Origin of the sequence: Flavobacterium sp. ZB4R12 (genome assembly GCF_048276375.1) — a bacterium.
Taxonomy (GTDB): domain Bacteria; phylum Bacteroidota; class Bacteroidia; order Flavobacteriales; family Flavobacteriaceae; genus Flavobacterium; species Flavobacterium gawalongense.
The window spans coordinates 55,809-73,513 of the sequence record NZ_JBLNKS010000016.1; the positions used below are offsets into that span (position 1 = coordinate 55,809).

19 protein-coding genes and 1 pseudogene are annotated in these 17,705 nt (G+C 35.0%); 14 read left to right on the plus strand and 6 right to left on the minus strand.

From position 1 onward, the window contains the following. The first annotated feature begins 9 nt into the window (after positions 1 to 9). From ACNO7W_RS12650 to ftsY, 8 genes are all read left to right on the plus strand, one after another. Entirely contained in the window at positions 10 to 621 is a 612-nt protein-coding gene (locus ACNO7W_RS12650; protein ID WP_417938414.1) for a fumarylacetoacetate hydrolase family protein, read from the plus strand. Next, positions 621 to 965, plus strand: coding sequence for an Hpt domain-containing protein (locus tag ACNO7W_RS12655; RefSeq protein ID WP_143386771.1), 345 nt, complete (start codon positions 621 to 623; stop codon positions 963 to 965). Before ACNO7W_RS12650 ends, ACNO7W_RS12655 begins: the two co-directional genes overlap by 1 nt. 29 nt (positions 966 to 994) lie before the next feature. Beyond that, entirely contained in the window at positions 995 to 1,339 is a 345-nt protein-coding gene (locus ACNO7W_RS12660) for a hypothetical protein (protein ID WP_143386770.1), read from the plus strand. Positions 1,340 to 1,420: 81 nt separating this feature from the next. Further along, the gene (locus ACNO7W_RS12665; RefSeq protein ID WP_417938415.1) at positions 1,421 to 2,671 is read left to right on the plus strand and encodes a CinA family nicotinamide mononucleotide deamidase-related protein; all 1,251 of its coding nucleotides are present in this window, start codon (positions 1,421 to 1,423) and stop codon (positions 2,669 to 2,671) included. Between the two features lie 75 nt (positions 2,672 to 2,746). After that, positions 2,747 to 2,983, plus strand: a complete 237-nt coding sequence (gene rpmB, locus ACNO7W_RS12670) for a 50S ribosomal protein L28 (RefSeq protein WP_024980263.1) — start codon at positions 2,747 to 2,749, stop codon at positions 2,981 to 2,983. A 27-nt stretch (positions 2,984 to 3,010) separates the two neighbouring features. Next, a complete protein-coding gene (rpmG, locus tag ACNO7W_RS12675; RefSeq protein WP_017495179.1) occupies positions 3,011 to 3,193 on the plus strand; it encodes a 50S ribosomal protein L33 in 183 nt (60 codons plus the stop codon). Positions 3,194 to 3,202: 9 nt separating this feature from the next. After that, positions 3,203 to 3,355 carry a DUF4295 domain-containing protein gene (locus ACNO7W_RS12680; protein ID WP_143386768.1) on the plus strand — a complete coding sequence of 51 codons (153 nt, stop codon included), beginning with the start codon at positions 3,203 to 3,205 and terminating at the stop codon, positions 3,353 to 3,355. A gap of 127 nt (positions 3,356 to 3,482) precedes the next feature. Further along, a complete protein-coding gene (ftsY, locus tag ACNO7W_RS12685) occupies positions 3,483 to 4,436 on the plus strand; it encodes a signal recognition particle-docking protein FtsY (protein ID WP_143386767.1) in 954 nt (317 codons plus the stop codon). Between the two features lie 187 nt (positions 4,437 to 4,623). Here ftsY and ACNO7W_RS12690 read toward each other — a convergent pair. After that, positions 4,624 to 5,687 (minus strand): annotated as a pseudogene (locus ACNO7W_RS12690) (serine hydrolase domain-containing protein). 225 nt (positions 5,688 to 5,912) lie between these two features. On the opposite strand from ACNO7W_RS12690, the gene ACNO7W_RS12695 reads away from it, so the two are divergent. Next, on the plus strand, positions 5,913 to 6,353 hold the full coding sequence (locus ACNO7W_RS12695; RefSeq protein WP_417938416.1) for a lipocalin family protein: 441 nt from the start codon (positions 5,913 to 5,915) through the stop codon (positions 6,351 to 6,353). Further along, on the plus strand, positions 6,334 to 6,630 hold the full coding sequence (locus tag ACNO7W_RS12700) for a DUF721 domain-containing protein (protein ID WP_099715934.1): 297 nt from the start codon (positions 6,334 to 6,336) through the stop codon (positions 6,628 to 6,630). Before ACNO7W_RS12695 ends, ACNO7W_RS12700 begins: the two co-directional genes overlap by 20 nt. A gap of 157 nt (positions 6,631 to 6,787) precedes the next feature. On the opposite strand, the gene ACNO7W_RS12705 is transcribed toward ACNO7W_RS12700, so the two are convergent. The 5 genes from ACNO7W_RS12705 to ACNO7W_RS12725 form a co-directional block, all read right to left on the minus strand. Then, entirely contained in the window at positions 6,788 to 7,207 is a 420-nt protein-coding gene (locus tag ACNO7W_RS12705) for a nucleoside-diphosphate kinase (RefSeq protein ID WP_417938417.1), read from the minus strand. A 109-nt stretch (positions 7,208 to 7,316) separates the two neighbouring features. Then, positions 7,317 to 7,892 (minus strand): hypothetical protein, encoded by a 576-nt coding sequence (locus ACNO7W_RS12710; protein WP_417938418.1) that lies wholly within the window; start codon positions 7,890 to 7,892, stop codon positions 7,317 to 7,319. Continuing rightward, positions 7,880 to 8,587: a DUF5009 domain-containing protein gene (locus ACNO7W_RS12715; protein WP_417938419.1), complete on the minus strand. Its 708-nt coding sequence runs from the start codon at positions 8,585 to 8,587 to the stop codon at positions 7,880 to 7,882. Before ACNO7W_RS12715 ends, ACNO7W_RS12710 begins: the two co-directional genes overlap by 13 nt. Positions 8,588 to 8,620: 33 nt before the next feature. Continuing rightward, positions 8,621 to 10,228 (minus strand): bacillithiol biosynthesis cysteine-adding enzyme BshC, encoded by a 1,608-nt coding sequence (gene bshC, locus ACNO7W_RS12720; RefSeq protein ID WP_417938420.1) that lies wholly within the window; start codon positions 10,226 to 10,228, stop codon positions 8,621 to 8,623. 42 nt (positions 10,229 to 10,270) lie between these two features. Further along, a complete protein-coding gene (locus tag ACNO7W_RS12725; RefSeq protein WP_417938421.1) occupies positions 10,271 to 10,900 on the minus strand; it encodes a hypothetical protein in 630 nt (209 codons plus the stop codon). A 343-nt stretch (positions 10,901 to 11,243) separates the two neighbouring features. Between ACNO7W_RS12725 and ACNO7W_RS12730 the strand changes: the two genes are divergently transcribed. The 4 genes from ACNO7W_RS12730 to ACNO7W_RS12745 all read left to right on the plus strand — a co-directional run bounded on the left by ACNO7W_RS12730 (position 11,244) and on the right by ACNO7W_RS12745 (position 17,540). Next, positions 11,244 to 13,445: a B12-binding domain-containing radical SAM protein gene (locus tag ACNO7W_RS12730; RefSeq protein ID WP_417938422.1), complete on the plus strand. Its 2,202-nt coding sequence runs from the start codon at positions 11,244 to 11,246 to the stop codon at positions 13,443 to 13,445. Between the two features lie 356 nt (positions 13,446 to 13,801). Then, complete coding sequence (locus ACNO7W_RS12735) at positions 13,802 to 14,287, plus strand: acetyl-CoA carboxylase biotin carboxyl carrier protein subunit (RefSeq protein WP_417938424.1); 486 nt, start codon at positions 13,802 to 13,804, stop codon at positions 14,285 to 14,287. Between the two features lie 91 nt (positions 14,288 to 14,378). Next, positions 14,379 to 15,821 (plus strand): acetyl-CoA carboxylase biotin carboxylase subunit, encoded by a 1,443-nt coding sequence (gene accC / locus ACNO7W_RS12740; RefSeq protein WP_417938425.1) that lies wholly within the window; start codon positions 14,379 to 14,381, stop codon positions 15,819 to 15,821. Positions 15,822 to 15,998: 177 nt separating this feature from the next. Further along, on the plus strand, positions 15,999 to 17,540 hold the full coding sequence (locus ACNO7W_RS12745) for an acyl-CoA carboxylase subunit beta (RefSeq protein ID WP_417938426.1): 1,542 nt from the start codon (positions 15,999 to 16,001) through the stop codon (positions 17,538 to 17,540). Positions 17,541 to 17,705 lie beyond the last annotated feature (165 nt).

Genomic DNA, 17,705 nt, shown 5'->3' on the forward strand with positions numbered 1-17,705 from the left:
ACTAATAATATGAAAATAATCTGCATCGGTAGAAATTATACCAATCATATAGAGGAATTGCACAACGAAAGACCAACAGAACCGGTGGTTTTTATGAAACCGGATTCAGCTGTTTTATTAAAGCAACATCCGTTTGTAATACCGGAATTTTCGGAAGATGTTCACCATGAAATTGAAATTATTGTCAAAATAAATAAGGTTGGTAAATACATCGAGCCTAAGTTTGCCCATAAATATTATGACGAAATTAGTGTGGGAATTGATTTTACCGCACGTGATTTGCAAGATAAATTAAAAGCTAAAGGTTTACCTTGGGAAAAAGCCAAAGCATTTGATGGCTCGGCGGTTATAGGAGAATTTTTACCGAAAAATCAATTTAGTTCATTAGAAAATATTACTTTTGAATTAACCAACAATAATAAAACGGTACAAATAGGTAATTCTAGTCTTATGTTGTGGAAAATTGATGAACTGATTTCGTATGTTTCTCAGTTTTTTACCTTAAAGATTGGTGATGTTATTTTTACGGGAACTCCAGAAGGAGTAGCTGCCGTAAAGCCAGATGACGTTTTAGAAGGGTTTTTAGAAGGACAACAACTATTTAGAATACAAGTAAAATAATGGCTATAAATTACAACCTTTCAAAAGTGTACGCACTTTCAGACAACGATGCGGAATTTGTAAATGAAATTTTGACTTTGTTTGTTACCGAAGTTCCGGATGATTTATTGCAAATCAAAGAAGGAATAAAAAAGAAAGACCATAAGCATGCTTATGCTTATGCGCACAAGATAAAACCAACGCTGGATTTAATGGGTCTAAATGTGGCTTTCGAAGAAATTCTTCAAATCGAAGCCTGGACTAAAGCCGAAGGCAAAAAGAAAGATATCAAAGAGACTTTTAAGAGCGTAAAGAATCAAGTCAACGATGCTATCAAAGAGATCAAAAAAGACTTTGATTTGTAATACTGAAAATTTAATCTCAAAATTTATCGATGTCTAATGTTATTAAAGTAAAATTCCAAAATCACTTTAAGTTATATATTCTTTTTCAAGATAAAATTGTTTTTGAAAGTGAATTAATTAACAAAGAAATTGATTTTTATGAAGATTACGACAATCAACCTGTAAACGGAGATAATATAAGATATTTTTTATTAGATAGTGATAAAGAAAAAATCGATTTACTACTCAAAGAAGCTAAAATAGTTGGGAGTACAGAAACTATAGCAATTTCGGATTTTCGTCAGCAAAGAAAAATCCAATATTTATATTTAAAAGCAATATTTTTGGTTGTGCTCATTATGGTTTTGATCATTTTATGGGATAAATATTTTTAAAATCTAAGTTTGAATGTTGAATGATGATTAACGAATGTTGATTTCAGAACGAAATCCCAAATCTCCAACCTAAATCAAAAAATGAAAGCAACCATAGTTACTATAGGTGACGAAATTTTAATAGGCCAAATTGTCGATACGAATTCTGGATTTATTGCAAAATCGTTAGACAAAATTGGTGTTGAAATCAATGAAATGATTTCGATAAGCGACGATAAAAAACACATTTTAGATACGTTTTTGACCCTTCAAAACACAGTTGATTTGGTTATTATTACCGGTGGTTTAGGGCCCACAAAAGATGATGTTACCAAAAAAACATTTTGTGATTATTTTGAAGATGAATTGATTGTTGATCAGGAAGTCCTAGCTCATGTTACGCAGCTTATAGAGGGTTTTTATAAACGAACAATTACCCAAATCAACAAGGATCAGGCACTGGTTCCGTCAAAATGCACGGTGCTTCACAATCAGGTAGGTACGGCGCCTGGCATGTGGATGAAAAAAGAAAATACCGTTTTTATTTCGCTTCCCGGAGTCCCTTATGAAATGAAATATTTAGTGGAACATGAAATAATCCCAAAAGTTGTCCGAGAATACAAACGCCCTTATATTATTCACAAAACAATTCTTACCTACGGTCAAGGCGAAAGTCTAGTGGCCGAGCGAATTGAAGATTGGGAAAATAACCTTCCGGAATTCATTAAATTGGCTTATTTACCAAGTCCGGGGAAAGTGCGTTTGCGTCTTTCGGCTCGAGGTACCGATAAAGAAAAATTAGAGGCTGCTATTGAGAAAAATGTAAGTTCGCTGGATGCAATAATCCATGATATTATCGTTGGTTTTGAGGATGATGAAACCTTAGAGGTTGTAGTAGGAAAAATACTGACAAAACAAAATAAAACCATTTCAACTGCCGAAAGTTGCACAGGAGGAAAAATCGCGGAAGTTTTGACTTCGGTTTCAGGTTCTTCCAAATATTTTAAAGGGAGTGTGGTTTCGTACGCGACAGAGGTTAAAATTAACGTTTTGGGTATTCCGGAAAGCATCATAAAAGAGCATTCTGTTGTGAGTAGAGAAGTAGTTTCGGCGATGGCTTTAAGTGTAAAACGAATCATGAAAACGGATTATGCAATTGCTGCAACTGGAAACGCAGGACCGTTAAAAGGGGATTCAAATGCTGAGGTTGGAACAGTTTTTATCGCATTGGCGACACCGAGTGAAGTAATTGTTGAAGAATTTAATTTTGGTCAACCCCGTGAAAAAGTGATAGATAGAGCGGTAATTAAAAGTTTAGAGCTATTACAGAAAGAAATTTTGAAAAATGTGTAATATTTTCTTTGCTTAATAGGTTTATTTTTCTTTTCTTTGCACCCTGATTTTGAATAACGATAAAAGATAAGTATAATGTCAAGAGTTTGTGACCTTACAGGTAAAAGAGCGATGGTAGGAAATAACGTTTCTCACGCTATGAACAAAACTAAGAGAAAATTTTCTGTAAACTTAGTTAAAAAGCGTTTTTATCTTCCAGAAGAAGATAGATGGATTACTCTAAGAGTAGCTGCATCTACGATAAAAACAATTAATAAAAATGGAATCGCTGCGGTTTTGAAAAAAGCGCAGTCAGAAGGATTTATTAAATAATCTCTTCCAAAATAAAAAAATAGCAAGATGGCAAAGAAAGGTAATAGAATCCAGGTAATTTTAGAATGTACTGAACACAAAACATCAGGTGTTGCAGGGACTTCAAGATACATAACAACAAAGAACAAAAAAAATACTCCGGACAGATTAGAGATTAAAAAATTTAATCCAATCTTGAAACGTGTAACTGTTCATAAAGAAATTAAATAATAATTAGTCATGGCAAAGAAAACAGTAGCATCGTTACAGACATCTTCTAAGAGATTATCAAAAGCCATTAAAATGGTGAAATCTCCAGTAACAGGAGCATATACATTCGTAGAATCTATTATGACTCCAGAAGCAGTTGATGAATTCTTGAAAAAGAAGTAATTTACAATAGCATTATATAGAAAAGCTACTTTCATTCGGAAGTAGCTTTTTTATTTTTTATATTTACCGTCAGAAAATAGTATTGAGTTATTTTACTTTATACTTCATTCTTAATACTATTTATAAAATGAGTTTTTTTAAAAGAATATTTTCTTCCGAGAAAAAAGAAACATTAGACAAAGGTCTTGAAAAATCAAAAACAAATTTCTTTTCGAAGTTAACTAAAGCTGTCGCCGGAAAGTCAAAAGTTGATGATGAAGTTTTAGATAATTTAGAGGAAATCCTTGTTGCCTCAGATGTTGGGGTGAATACCACATTGAAAATAATCACCCGAATCGAAAACCGTGTTGCCTCAGATAAATACCTGGGTATTGAGGAACTCAATCAAATACTGCGTGAAGAAATCGCCGCTTTATTATCGGAGACCAACTCAGGTGAAGCAACCGAATTTGTAATTCCGACTCAAACAAAACCTTATGTTTTAATGGTGGTAGGTGTAAATGGAGTTGGGAAAACTACCACTATTGGTAAATTAGCGTATCAATTCAAAAAAGCAGGCTATAAAGTGGTTTTAGGTGCAGCGGATACTTTTCGTGCCGCAGCCATCGATCAACTGCAAATTTGGGCGGATAGAGTGGGTGTTCCTATAGTAAGACAAAATATGGGGAGTGATCCTGCTTCTGTAGCTTTTGATACTTTACAATCGGCGGTGGCACAAGATGCCGATATTGTCATTATTGATACTGCAGGACGTTTGCACAATAAAGTGAATTTAATGAACGAATTGACCAAAGTAAAACGAGTGATGCAAAAAGTGGTTGCTGATGCGCCACACGACGTATTATTGGTTTTGGATGGTTCAACCGGTCAAAATGCTTTTGAACAAGCCAAACAATTTACTGCCGCTACAGAGGTTACTTGTTTAGCAGTTACGAAACTAGACGGAACTGCAAAAGGTGGTGTTGTAATAGGAATCTCAGATCAGTTTCAAATTCCGGTAAAATACATTGGTGTTGGAGAAGGAATTGAGGATCTTCAGGTTTTTAATAAGTATGAGTTTGTAGATAGTTTTTTTAAATAATAATTAGAATGGATTTTTCTTCTTTAAAAAATACACCTCCGATGTATCTCTATCTAGTGAGCATCATTTCTTTTATATTGGCAAATCTTGTCCGAGATAAAAGTCTTGGTTTCTATTATTTTTTGTTGGTAATAGGTTTGGTTTTCTTTGTCTTAGGTTTTATGAAACGTTTGAAAAATAAGTAAATTTATTGATAAAAAGCACTGATTTTTTGCCACAAAACTTCATCAAAATCGGATAAAGCAAAAGTTGGGTTATCTGGATTCGCAGCATCTCCCATTCTGATTATGACCATTTTCTTGCTTGGAATAACATAGATTTTCTGGTCGTTTTTGCCTAAGGCCATATACATATCGGCTGGAGCTGTCGGTATTAAACTACATTGAACTGAAGTTGGCTTTGTGGCAAATGATAACTTGATTTTCCATTCAGCCACCATAAATAGCCATATCCCAGATTTATAGTTTGTGAAGTGTTTGTGGCTTCATTAAGATAATTCTCATTCAATATGGTATTGCTTTCCCATTTTCCTTTGTTGTAGATTAGCAAGCCAAAGCGTGCCATGGAGCGAGTATTACTTCCATAAACGGAATTATTACCTAGTTGAAACCATGCGCCATCCATTCCTATTTTATCTTTCAATTTGGTATTGAAATAGGTATTCCAAGTTTGGCCGCTGACTTGAGCAATCACATCCTGTAATTTTACATATACATTATGATACGCCCAACGTGTTCCTGCATCCGCTTTATATTTTAGGCTTGCTGGATCAACATCATCCGTACTGTCATCTAATCCGGAAGTCATATTGAGTAGATGTTTGTTTGTAATCAAGTTTTCTTTGGCTAAAGGCAAGCTGGTCCAACCAGTTCCTATATATTGCGAAACTTTATTGTTGATGTTGATTAGGTTTTCTTGTTGAGCAATTCCTGTTACAGTTGATGTCAGTGTTTTTCCGGCGCTTGCCCAATACCAAAAAGCATTAGTATCATGACCATTGAAATAATTTTCCATTACGATTCTTCCGTTGACAAGAATAATGAAAGATTTTGAATTTTTGAGTTCCAAATAATCTAATAGCGGTTGCACGGCGGATTGTTTCCAACCTAAACTCGCAATAGATTTTGTTTCCCAAGTTGTACCATTTAATGGTGGGAAATAGATTGTTTCTGCAGGTGTTGGTTCAGTAGTTTCGGAACTGCAGCTACTACAAAATAATACGATGATGAGACTGTAGATTATTTTTGACATCTTGCTAATGATTTATTTCTAATTCCTTTAAGACCAAAAATATAGAAAATAGTTTAATGTGTTTCTACTATTTTTTGTTTTCTTTGAATTTAATAAGAGTAACTTTGTATTTAGAATAAACGTGATTTAACCCGAATTTCCTAGCCCTGATGGAAGCGGCATCCCACGCTTTTTTTGCGTGGATATAGCGGACAGCAGGAAACAGCTCCTAAAAATAATAATTATATGAAAAACACATTTAGCATTCTTTTTATAGCATTCCTTTTTGTAGGATGTCAGCAAAATATTAAGCCCGCAGATATTGCTAAAATAAATGGATATTGGGAAATTGAAAAAGTTGTTTTTGAAAAAGGAAAAGATAAGGAATATGGGATGAATGAAAGTTATGATTTTTTCAAAATAAGCAACAATAAAGGAATTCGGAAGAAAGTGATGCCACAATTGGATGGGACTTTTTTGGTGAATGATGTTTATGAAAACGTAACGGTGCGATTTGCCGATAATAAAGTATTTTTAGATTATTCGACACCGTACATGAAATGGAGTGAGGAATTAATTGCTTTATCAGAGGAAGAATTAGTATTGTTGAACAAGGAAAAAACGGAATATCATTACAAGAAAGCAACATCAATAAATTTACTGGGCGATGGCAAAAAGGCTAAATAATCAGAGTACGATAGGGGATGTTTTGAAACAAATTATCCAAGTGAATAAACTCCAACCTGGAATGGATCAAATTGACGTTAAAGATGCGTGGAAAAATCTGATGGGGAATGGTGTGAATAATTACACTAAAAATGTGGTTTTGAAAGGAAGCACTTTGTATGTGGAATTGAGTTCTTCAGTATTAAGAGAAGAATTAAGTCATGGAAGATCAAAAATCGTTGCCATGATTAACGAGGAACTTCGTCGTGATGTGGTTAAAGATGTTGTTTTGAGATAATGAAGAAGTGTTCAGTATTCAGTTTTTAGTGATCAGTTTCGGTTTTCAGGTTCATAAAAAAATCCCATTCGTCTTGACGAATGGGATTTTTTTATGAAAAGTTGTAAACTGTTTTCAGTGCTATTTTTACTGAACACTAAAAACTGAACACTGAATACTAGAACTGCTCTCTTCCAGCAAAATGGAAAGCACCTTCGATAGCTGCATTTTCATCGCTATCAGAACCGTGAACTGCATTTTCTCCAATAGAAGTAGCGTATGCTTTGCGGATTGTACCTTCAGCAGCTTCAGCAGGGTTTGTAGCACCAATTAAAGTTCTGAAATCTTCAACAGCGTTATCTTTTTCTAAAATAGCAGCAACAATTGGTCCTCTTGACATGAATTCCACTAATTCACCATAAAATGATCTTGCAGCGTGAACTTCATAAAATGCTTGAGCATCAGCTACAGTTAATTGTGTTAATTTCAAAGAAACAATTTTGAAACCTGCATTGGTAATCATCGCCAAAATATTTCCGATGTGTCCGTTAGCAACAGCATCAGGCTTAATCATTGTAAAAGTTCTATTCGTAGCCATTTTTTGTATTTTTATATTTGGGTGCAAAAGTAGACTTTTTTATGTGTTTAATTTAATAAAGCGCCAATTAAAAGGTGTTTATTTATGATTAATACGAATTTTTTGAAATTTAAACGGTAAAGATTAATTTATGTTTATAAAACAGTCCTAAAATGAAAGACCAAATAGTTACATAAATTAAAGCTCCGGTTAAGGATGCCGTCATAGGATTATTGAAAACGGGTGCAATCCAAAAACTATACAGATAGTTTTGAAGATTGATTTGCTCGGAAGGAATTTCTGGATTTTGAAATTGAATCATTTCTAATCCTTGCGGAATGATCTCTGTAAAGAAGAATACAATCATGGGATTTACGCCCCAAATAAGAAATAGCTTTATCCATTTTTTATAGTTTGCGATATCAATAACATAATAAAAAAGAGTCAAGGAAAGTATTGCCAGTCCTGATATATATAAAACAAACGAGCTGGTCCACAGTGATTTGTTAAGTGGAAATGCAATAGACCATAAAAGCGCTACAAGGATAAGGCTGATTCCTGCGATTCCCATTTTTTTTGCAATTTCAATCTTTGGCAAAGGACGATTGAGCAATTGTCCAGTAAGTAGTCCAATTATTCCGGAAGCAATTGCGGGTATAGTGCTTAGAATTCCTTCCGGATCCCAAGTTTTTGTTACTGCCCACACATGATTTTTAGTAAAAAACCGTCAATCCAAGACGCCAAATTAGTGCCTTTTTCAAGGTTTGCTAATCCAATTCCAGGAACTGGCACCAGTGTCATTATTCCCCAATATCCTAATAAAATAGCTGATGCTACTATAACTTGCGTTTTTTGGGTAGTTTTTAAATACAAAAGGGATATTACAAAATATACAATTGCAATGCGTTGTAAAACGCCCGGAAGCCTCACGTCTTGATAGGCTTCAATTCCGCTAAAAGCCAGAAATACATACGCGCCAAGTATTGAAAGCATCAAATAGGTTTTGTTTTTTAAAGAAAAATTACCCATTAGTGCATAGCCCACTCCAATTGTAATGGCTAACCGTCCTATTAATAAAGGAATTCCTTCTAATCCGAATAGTTGTATTTTTCCAAAAAAATTAAAAAATACTCCCAAACAAAACATGCGCAGTGAGCGAACCATTATTTTATTGAAAGTGGTGCTGTCAAAAGTTTTAGTAGGCATTGCAAATGAAACCGCCACGCCCATAATGAAAATAAAGAACGGAAAAACCAAATCGGTGGGAGTGCAGCCATTCCAATCAGAGTGTAATAAAGGAGGGTAAACCGTATCCCAGCTTCCGGGATTGTTGACAATGGTCATTAATAAAATTGTAAATCCTCTGAATACATCAAGTGAAATCAGGCGTTCTTTGGTCATTCTTTTTTTGGTAGTTAAATTTTTTTAAAGCTTTTATGGAAGTATAATAATATCAAAATTACACTCTAAAGGTTTTAATTGATTTATTAATTTAGGAATTAAACGCTCTCCGTTTTCTAAATAGAATTCCGAAAAATTAGCTTGACGTTCCTGTAAACTTTGGTTAGGAAACAATTCGTTTTGCAATTCAGTGATGCGTTGCAATACATCGCTCAATTTTCTTTTTTGTGCTTTCAGCAAACGTTTTTCCAGATTTTCCAATCCTTTTATTTGCTTTACTTCTTGCGCTTTTACAGCTCCAGCGAAAGATTCATCCGTTTGATTTACAATTTCATGAAGTGCTCGGAATTGTTTTTGCAATTGTTCTTTTAAATTGGTTAAATCGATTGGAAATTCAGAAAATTGTTTGGTTTTGCTGTTTACTAAATCTGCTTGTTTTGAAAATAAATCTGCCAAATTAAAGTCTAATTTGTCTGCTTTTTTAGCTTGCTTTTCGGTTGCTAATAGTACAGAGTTTCTAAGTAAAAGTATAGGAAAAGTTACTTTTACGGATTCAAAAAAGGATTTTAGTTCTAACCAATATGCAATTTCTCCGCCTCCGCCAATGTAGCATAAATTAGGCAGAATCACTTCTTGATACAACGGACGCATAATCACGTTGGGACTGAATTTTTCAGGATGATTTTCTAAAAGGGATAAAATTTCTTTTTCTGAAAACTCAATTTTTGTATGATTTACTTTGTAGGTATCGTTTTCAAATATGATGCGTTCTCGTATATCATCTTCAATATAAAACAAATTGATTTCCCGTGGATTAACTTGAACCGTATAGTCTTTTAATTTTTCAGTGGTTTCCAATACCAATTTATGGGATGACTGTTGCAGTAATTCTTCTTTTATAAAAGGAATGAAGTTGCGTTTCAAATCCTGATTATCCGCGTCCAAAATGACTAAACCATACGCACCAAAAAGCGCATTTGCCAAAAATCTTGTAGCGTCGGCTAAATTATCATGATTAAGATAAGAATCTTCAAACAGTTTTTTTAGTGTATTTGCATTTGTACTGGAACCTAATTCCAGTGCGTATACTTCAAGGAAATCAGCTAAACCTTCAGTAGACAATCGACCAACAGGACCAGCGCTTTCTTTGTTCCAACGGAATTTTTTGCCTTTAAAATTAAAATAATTGATTTCTTCAAAATCATGATCTTCAGTTGCCATCCAATAAATAGGAACAAAATTATAAGTTGGATATTTCGCTTTTAATTCAGTTGTTAAATTAATTGTTGAAATGATTTTATATAAGAAATATAAAGGCCCGCTGAATAAATTTAATTGGTGGCCAGTGGTTATCGTAAATGTATTGGAATTGGCTAAAGTTTCAATATTTTGTTTAGTCAAAGTCGAAACTTCCAAATTTGAATATTGTTTTTCTAATGTAAAAACTAATATTTGTCTTTTGAGATTGCCATTGCTATTATCATTGAAATTGTTTTGCTTTTCCTGAATTTGTGCTTCAAAGTTTTCAAGATTAGGAAAACGATGGTATAAAGATTGAAGATTGTTTTTTTCCTCTAAATAATCATTCATTAAAGCAGAAAAATATCCGGAATTCTGATAGCTGATACAGTCGGTTGGCATGGGGAATTGTTTTATGTAAAAGTATAAAAAAAAGAAAAACTATTATTTTAGAAAACCATTGCTTCTAATTTCTTTGTGTATGGCAACAATATTGGTTGGTATTTCGCTTTCTAAAAGCCACTTTAGATCCAATCCGTTGTACATAGCAGTTTTTATTAATAGACGATTCTCTGAAATAAGTAAACCTAGTTTTTCTAAATCATTTTTAAATTCAATCTTATAATCTTCATGTAGCACATTAATAAGCATTAAAATTTTGAATGCACGTGCAATTACATAAATGCAAAAAGTATGCGCATCTTTTGGTTTTGAGTTTAATAGGTGTAATTTATTTAAGGTTAATATTTCGTTCAGCATTTGTATATTCAAACTAATTTCGCCGAATTTATCTTTGGTTATTTTTACATGTTCAGTAATTCGACCGCTTAATTCGCGCATATCCACAAGAAGATAACTCAAAGAATAAAATCGATTACTCGCTCTTTTTACCGCGATTGTCACTTCATTTTGAATTATTTTTCTGCGATCTTCAATACTTTGCGTACTTACCAATTCAAAAAGTAATCTGTTGGCTAAATCTAAATCCCGTTTCAGAAGCCTTAAAATTAATTTATCTTTTTCGGCACTTGGTAAGTTTTGGAGAGCGGTTTTAAATTCTTTTTCAAAAGTCATTTTATATCATTTTAGTTAATTTGAAATTAAATTCCTATATCATTAATTCCCTTTATGATTCTATCGGTTTCGTACAAAGCCATAATTATTTTTATTCTTGAAAGAATATCAAAACTCAATACAACGTCATTATGCTATTTCTGGAATGGTTGGCAACCTATTTAATGAAATAATTCTAGTCAATTTTGCTGACATTAGTTAGATATTATTGAATGGCCATTAGTCGTTTTTTAAGTTTTTAAAAGTAATAATAATATTTCCAAATTAAGAAAATGTGTGGATATATGGGGTATTATTTTTCCAAATTCTAAAATAGGTTACTTTTGCATAAAATAATCCCACTTTGAAAACCAAATTATTCTTAATCACGCCGCCTTTTACCCAACTGAATACACCGTATCCGGCAACCGCTTATATCAAAGGGTTTCTGGATACCAAAAATATTGAGTCTGTTCAGGCGGATTTGGGCATCGAAGTGATTTTGAAATTGTTTTCGAAAGCTGGGTTAGAGAATTTGTTTAAAGTTGCAAGTTTAAAATTTAAAGTTGAAGAAGTTTCAGATAACTCAAAACGTATTTTCGCTTTACAAGATGAATATTTAAAAACGATTGATCCCGTAATTGCTTTCTTGCAAGGGAAAAATCCAACCTTGGCGCTTCAAATTTGTCAGGAAGATTTCTTGCCGGAAGCGTCCCGATTTGCACAATTGGAAGAATTGGATTGGGCTTTTGGAACGATGGGAACACAGGATAAAGCGAAACATTTAGCGACTTTGTATCTGGAAGATATTTCGGATTTTATTGTGGAATGTGTCGATGCTAATTTTGGTTTCAGCCGTTATGCAGAACGTTTAGGGCGAAGTGCGAATTCATTTGATGAATTGTACGAAGCTTTGCAACAAGAACCAACCTATATTGATAGCGTTCTTCTTTCGATTTTAAAAGAAAAAATAGAAACCATTCAACCTACATTATTCTTGATTTCAGTTCCGTTTCCGGGGAATTTGTATTCGGCTTTTCGTTCCGCACAATGGGTGAAAAAGCATTATCCGAATATTAAAATTTCAATGGGTGGCGGTTTCCCGAATACCGAATTGCGTTCCCTTTCGGATGCTCGTGTTTTTGAGTTTTTCGATTTTATTACGTTGGATGATGGCGAAATGCCAATAGAAGAATTAATAAATGCTGTCACTTCGAGCGCAGTCGAGAAGCATTATAAAAGAACTTTTCTTCTGGAAGACGGAAAAGTAGTTTATAAAAATAATTCTATAAAACACGATTACAAACAATCGCAAGTGGGAACGCCTGATTACTCGGATTTGCTTTTGGATAAATACATTTCGGTTATCGAAATTGTGAATCCAATGCACCGCATGTGGAGCGACGGACGCTGGAATAAACTCACCATGGCGCATGGTTGCTATTGGGGGAAATGTACGTTTTGCGATATTTCATTGGATTATATAAAAGTGTACGAGCCCGTTGCAGCTAATTTATTGTGTGATCGAATGGAGGAAATGATTGCTCAAACAGGCGAAAACGGATTTCATTTTGTAGATGAAGCGGCTCCTCCGGCTTTGATGCGCGCTTTGGCTCTCGAAATTCTTCGCAGGAAATTAGCAGTGACCTGGTGGACGAACATTCGATTCGAAAAAAGTTTTACCAAAGACTTGTGTTTTCTACTAAAAGCCTCGGGTTGTATCGCCGTTTCTGGCGGACTCGAAGTCGCTTCCGACAGATTATTAAAACTAATAGATAAAGGGGTTACGGTCGAACAAGTTGCCAAAGTTACCCGAAACTTCACCGAAGCTGGAGTAATGGTTCATGCGTATTTAATGTACGGGTACCCTACACAAACCATTCAGGAAACCGTGGACAGTCTCGAAATGGTAAGACAATTGTTTGAAGTGGGCATATTACAATCGGGATTCTGGCATCAATTTGCCATGACCGCACACAGTCCCGTGGGCTTGTATCCAGAGAAATTTGGCGTGGTAAAAGAAACTGAAGCGATAGGAACTTTCGCCAATAACGATATTAATTATACGGATGCAACAGGAATCGATCATGATAAATTCAGTTTTGGACTTAAGAAATCCTTGTTTAATTTCATGCACGGAATCTGTTTTGATTATGAACTGCAGGATTGGTTTGAGTTTAAAATTCCAAAGACTAAAATTAGTTCTGATTTTATTTTTGACGCCTTACAAGAAGACGATGATTTCAATATCAAACCTACAGCCAAAATCGTTTGGTTAGGCGGGAAGCCATTTGTAGAGCATTTTACTAAATCCAAAAAAGGGAATTCTTGGGAGCTGATGACGTTAACTTTCCATGATAAAAAGGAAAGTTTCAGTATTCAAACAAATAAAAATGAAGGAGAATGGCTGGTTGAAATGCTACAGAAAATCTCGGTTTCGAATGCTAAAATCCAAACGTTTCAAGAAATAAAATTAGATTTCGAAACACAACTGGAAGACTTTGAATTGTTTTGGTACTCAAAACCAGTTAAAACCCTAAGAGAATTTGGATTATTAGTCTTGTAAAAGTGTTGTCGAGTTATTTACATAAAAACTTTAAATATTTAGGTGTTTTAAACCATATAAGAAATTGAAGTTCATATAATTTGAACCGAACATTAGCTTAAATGTAGTTATATTCCTTATATGGTTGTCAGAAAAATGCATGATGGTTTAATTCTCTAGAAAAGTAGTAGAACTATTTAATGCTAGATTTTATATGTTTTTTGTACAGTATACTTAATTTTGTTGTGCTTTTTTATTTAAGTAAGTTTTAATAATTATTTTTATATAACTATATCAAATTAGCATAAAAATTTTATTTTTCGATTACGAAAACGTTTTCTTTACTTATTTTTACAACCAATTAAATAAATACACGTATGAGTATTGGTTATAAAGTAAATGTAAATGATACTTTCCATTTTGATTTGGAAAAGGAAAGTATTTCTCAACTGGATGCAGTTAGTGTGGAAGCTAATAAATTTCATATACTACATCAAAATACCCCTTATAAAGCGGAAATCATAACTTCTGATTTTCTTCAAAAAAACTATACTGTAAAGGTGAATAACAACACTTATGTTGTGGCCATTTCAAATCCTTTGGACATTCTTATTAAAGAAATGGGGTTTGAAGTGGGACTTACCAAACAAGTCAATTTTATCAAAGCACCTATGCCTGGATTGATTTTGGAAATCAGTGTTGTGGTGGGACAAACTGTAAAAGAAAACGACAACCTAATTATTTTGGGTGCCATGAAAATGGAAAACAGTTTTCTTTCTCCGCGAGATGGCGTTATAAAAACGATTTCGGTACTGATGGGAGATGCTGTAGATAAAGGACAGTTGTTAATTGAATTCGAGTAGAGAGAAAAGAAACAAGATAAAAAGAACCAAGAATTTATATTTCTTTGCTCTTGCAGCGAAGCGGTTTTAATTCTTTTAGTCTTATTAAAATATGAAAAAATTATTAGTTGCCAATAGAGGAGAAATTGCCATTAGGGTGATGAAAACCGCACAAAAAATGGGCATTAAAACCGTGGCGGTATATTCTACTGCCGACAGAAATGCACCTCACGTAAAATTTGCAGATGAAGCGGTTTGGATTGGGGAAGCACCTTCGAGTCAATCCTATTTATTGGGAAGTAAAATCATTGAAGTAGCGAAAGCCTTAAATGTGGATGCGATTCATCCCGGTTATGGATTTTTAAGTGAAAATGCTGATTTTGCCGAAGAAGCAGAAAAAAATGACATCATCTTTATAGGTCCCAAGTCGAAAGCGATAAAAATCATGGGAAGTAAATTAGCGGCCAAAGATGCCGTTAAGCAATACAATATCCCAATGGTTCCCGGTTTTGACGAAGCCATAACTGATGTAGAAAAAGCAAAAGTCGTTGCCAAAGAAATCGGTTTTCCTATACTGATTAAAGCTTCGGCTGGTGGTGGCGGAAAAGGAATGCGTGTGGTAGAAAGTGAAGCCGATTTTGAATCCCAAATGGATCGAGCAATCAGTGAAGCGATTTCTGCTTTTGGAGATGGTTCCGTTTTTATCGAAAAATATGTGGGTTCACCAAGACATATTGAAATTCAGGTTATGGCGGACAGTCATGGCAATGTGTTGTATTTATTCGAAAGAGAATGCAGCATCCAGCGTCGTCACCAAAAAGTGATAGAAGAAGCGCCTTCCTCGGTTTTAACACCGGAATTGCGTAAAAAAATGGGCGAAGCAGCTGTTTTGGTAGCTAAATCCTGTGATTATTTAGGAGCCGGAACTGTCGAATTTTTATTGGACGAAAACAATAATTTTTACTTCTTGGAAATGAATACTCGTTTGCAAGTGGAACATCCCGTTACGGAATGGATTACAGGAACCGACTTGGTCGAATTGCAAATCAGAGTGGCAAGAGGAGAAGCATTGACAATCAAGCAAGAAGATTTGAAAATAAAAGGGCACGCCATGGAATTGCGTGTGTATGCCGAGGATCCGATGAATGATTTTCTGCCAAGTGTGGGTCATTTGGATGTGTATCAATTGCCAGAAGGCGAAGGTGTTCGTGTGGATAACGGTTTTGAACAAGGCATGGATATTCCTATTTATTACGATCCCATGTTGGCCAAATTAATCACCTATGGCGAAACCCGTGAAGAGGCGATTCAAATTATGCTCAAAGCCATCGAAGATTATCAGGTGGAAGGTGTGCAGACGACCTTGCCTTTCGGGAAATTTGTTTTTGAACACGAGGCGTTTCGTTCCGGGAAATTTGACACGCATTTCGTAAAGAACTATTACAATGCCGATGTATTGAAAAACCAAATGGCGCAAGAAGCCGAAATCGCTGCTTTGGTAGCGTTGAAACAGTATTTTGAAGATCAAAAAATCGTACGATTACCCAACAGTTAAAACGTCAGTTCGAGTTGAGTAATAATTTGCGATAGAAAATTTTTACGAAGTATCGAGAACCTTACATTTCATAAGGCTTCTCGATACAATTTTAAACATTAAAGCTACCGCATTACTGTTCAAAACCACTCGAAGTGACGAAATTTTAAAAAACAATAGTATCCAATTCAATAAAGTATGGAATCTAAAATAAATACATTAAACGATAAAATTGCCGAAGCTCATTTGGGTGGAGGTAAAAACAGAATTGCAAAACAGCATTCCAATAAAAAACTGACTGCAAGAGAACGCGTCAATTATTTGATGGATGAAGGTTCTTTTGAAGAAATTGGGATGTTGGTAACGCACCGAACATCTGATTTTGGAATGGAAAAAGAGCTGTATTATGGTGACGGAGTCATTACAGGATACGGAACCATAAACGAACGATTGGTTTATATTTTTGCTCAGGATTTTACCGTTTTTGGCGGTTCGTTATCCGAAACACATGCCGAAAAAATCTGTAAAGTCATGGATATGGCAGTCAAAATGGGAGCACCAATGATTGGACTGAATGATTCTGGTGGAGCACGTATTCAGGAAGGTGTTCGTTCTTTGGGCGGTTATGCCGATATTTTTTACCGAAACGTACAAGCTTCGGGAGTAATTCCGCAAATTTCAGCTATTATGGGACCTTGTGCAGGTGGAGCCGTTTATTCTCCTGCTATGACTGATTTTACCATGATGGTCGAAGACACCAGTTATATGTTTGTAACGGGACCGAATGTGGTGAAAACCGTGACCAATGAAACCGTAACTTCAGAGGAATTGGGTGGTGCGAGTACGCATTCTACCAAATCTGGTGTGGCGCATTGCACGTCAGCAAATGATGTGGAATGTCTGGAAGATTTGAAACGTTTGTTGAGTTATTTGCCACAAAGCAATAAAGAAACGCCCCGTAATTTACGGTACGAACTGAATGATGAGGTACGTACTAAATTAGCAACTATTATTCCGGATAATCCCAACAAACCGTACGATATGCACGAAGTCATCGGTGGGATTATTGATGAAGATTCGTTTTTTGAAATTCATAAAAATTATGCCGAAAATATTCTCGTGGGTTTTGCCCGATTGGGAGGAAAAAGCATTGGGATTATAGCCAACCAACCGATGATTTTGGCTGGTTGTCTTGATGTGAACAGTTCGAAAAAAGCGGCTCGATTTACTCGTTTTTGCGATTGTTTTAATATTCCGCTATTGGTTTTGGTAGATGTACCGGGCTTTTTACCGGGAACCGATCAAGAGTGGAGCGGGATTATCGTTCACGGTGCCAAATTGTTGTATGCCTTAAGCGAAGCAACCGTACCAAGAGTGACCGTGATTACGCGTAAAGCCTATGGTGGTGCGTATGATGTGATGAACTCGAAACACATTGGTGCCGACATGAATTTTGCCTGGCCAACTGCTGAAATTGCCGTGATGGGAGCCAAAGGCGCCTCTGAAATTATCTTTAAAAAAGAAATCAACGAAGCCCAGGACCATGAAGCAAAACTGTTGGAAAAAGAAGCAGAATATGCCGATTTGTTTGCGAATCCATATACAGCAGCCCAACGTGGTTTTGTGGATGAGGTAATCCTCCCGCAAGATACCCGACGCAAATTAATAAAAGCGTTTAGTATGTTGGAAAACAAAGTAAGTGTTACTCCTAATAGAAAACACGGAAATATTCCTTTGTAATTGTTGGATAGAATTGAAAAAACCACCTGATGAGGGTGGTTTTTTTATAATGTATCATATTTTGGTAGCTCGGAGATTGGTATAAGGCATTATTTTGTAATTAAGTATGCGTATAGATAATTAACTGCTACACCTAAAACTAGACTTCCAATTAATGTGAACAAA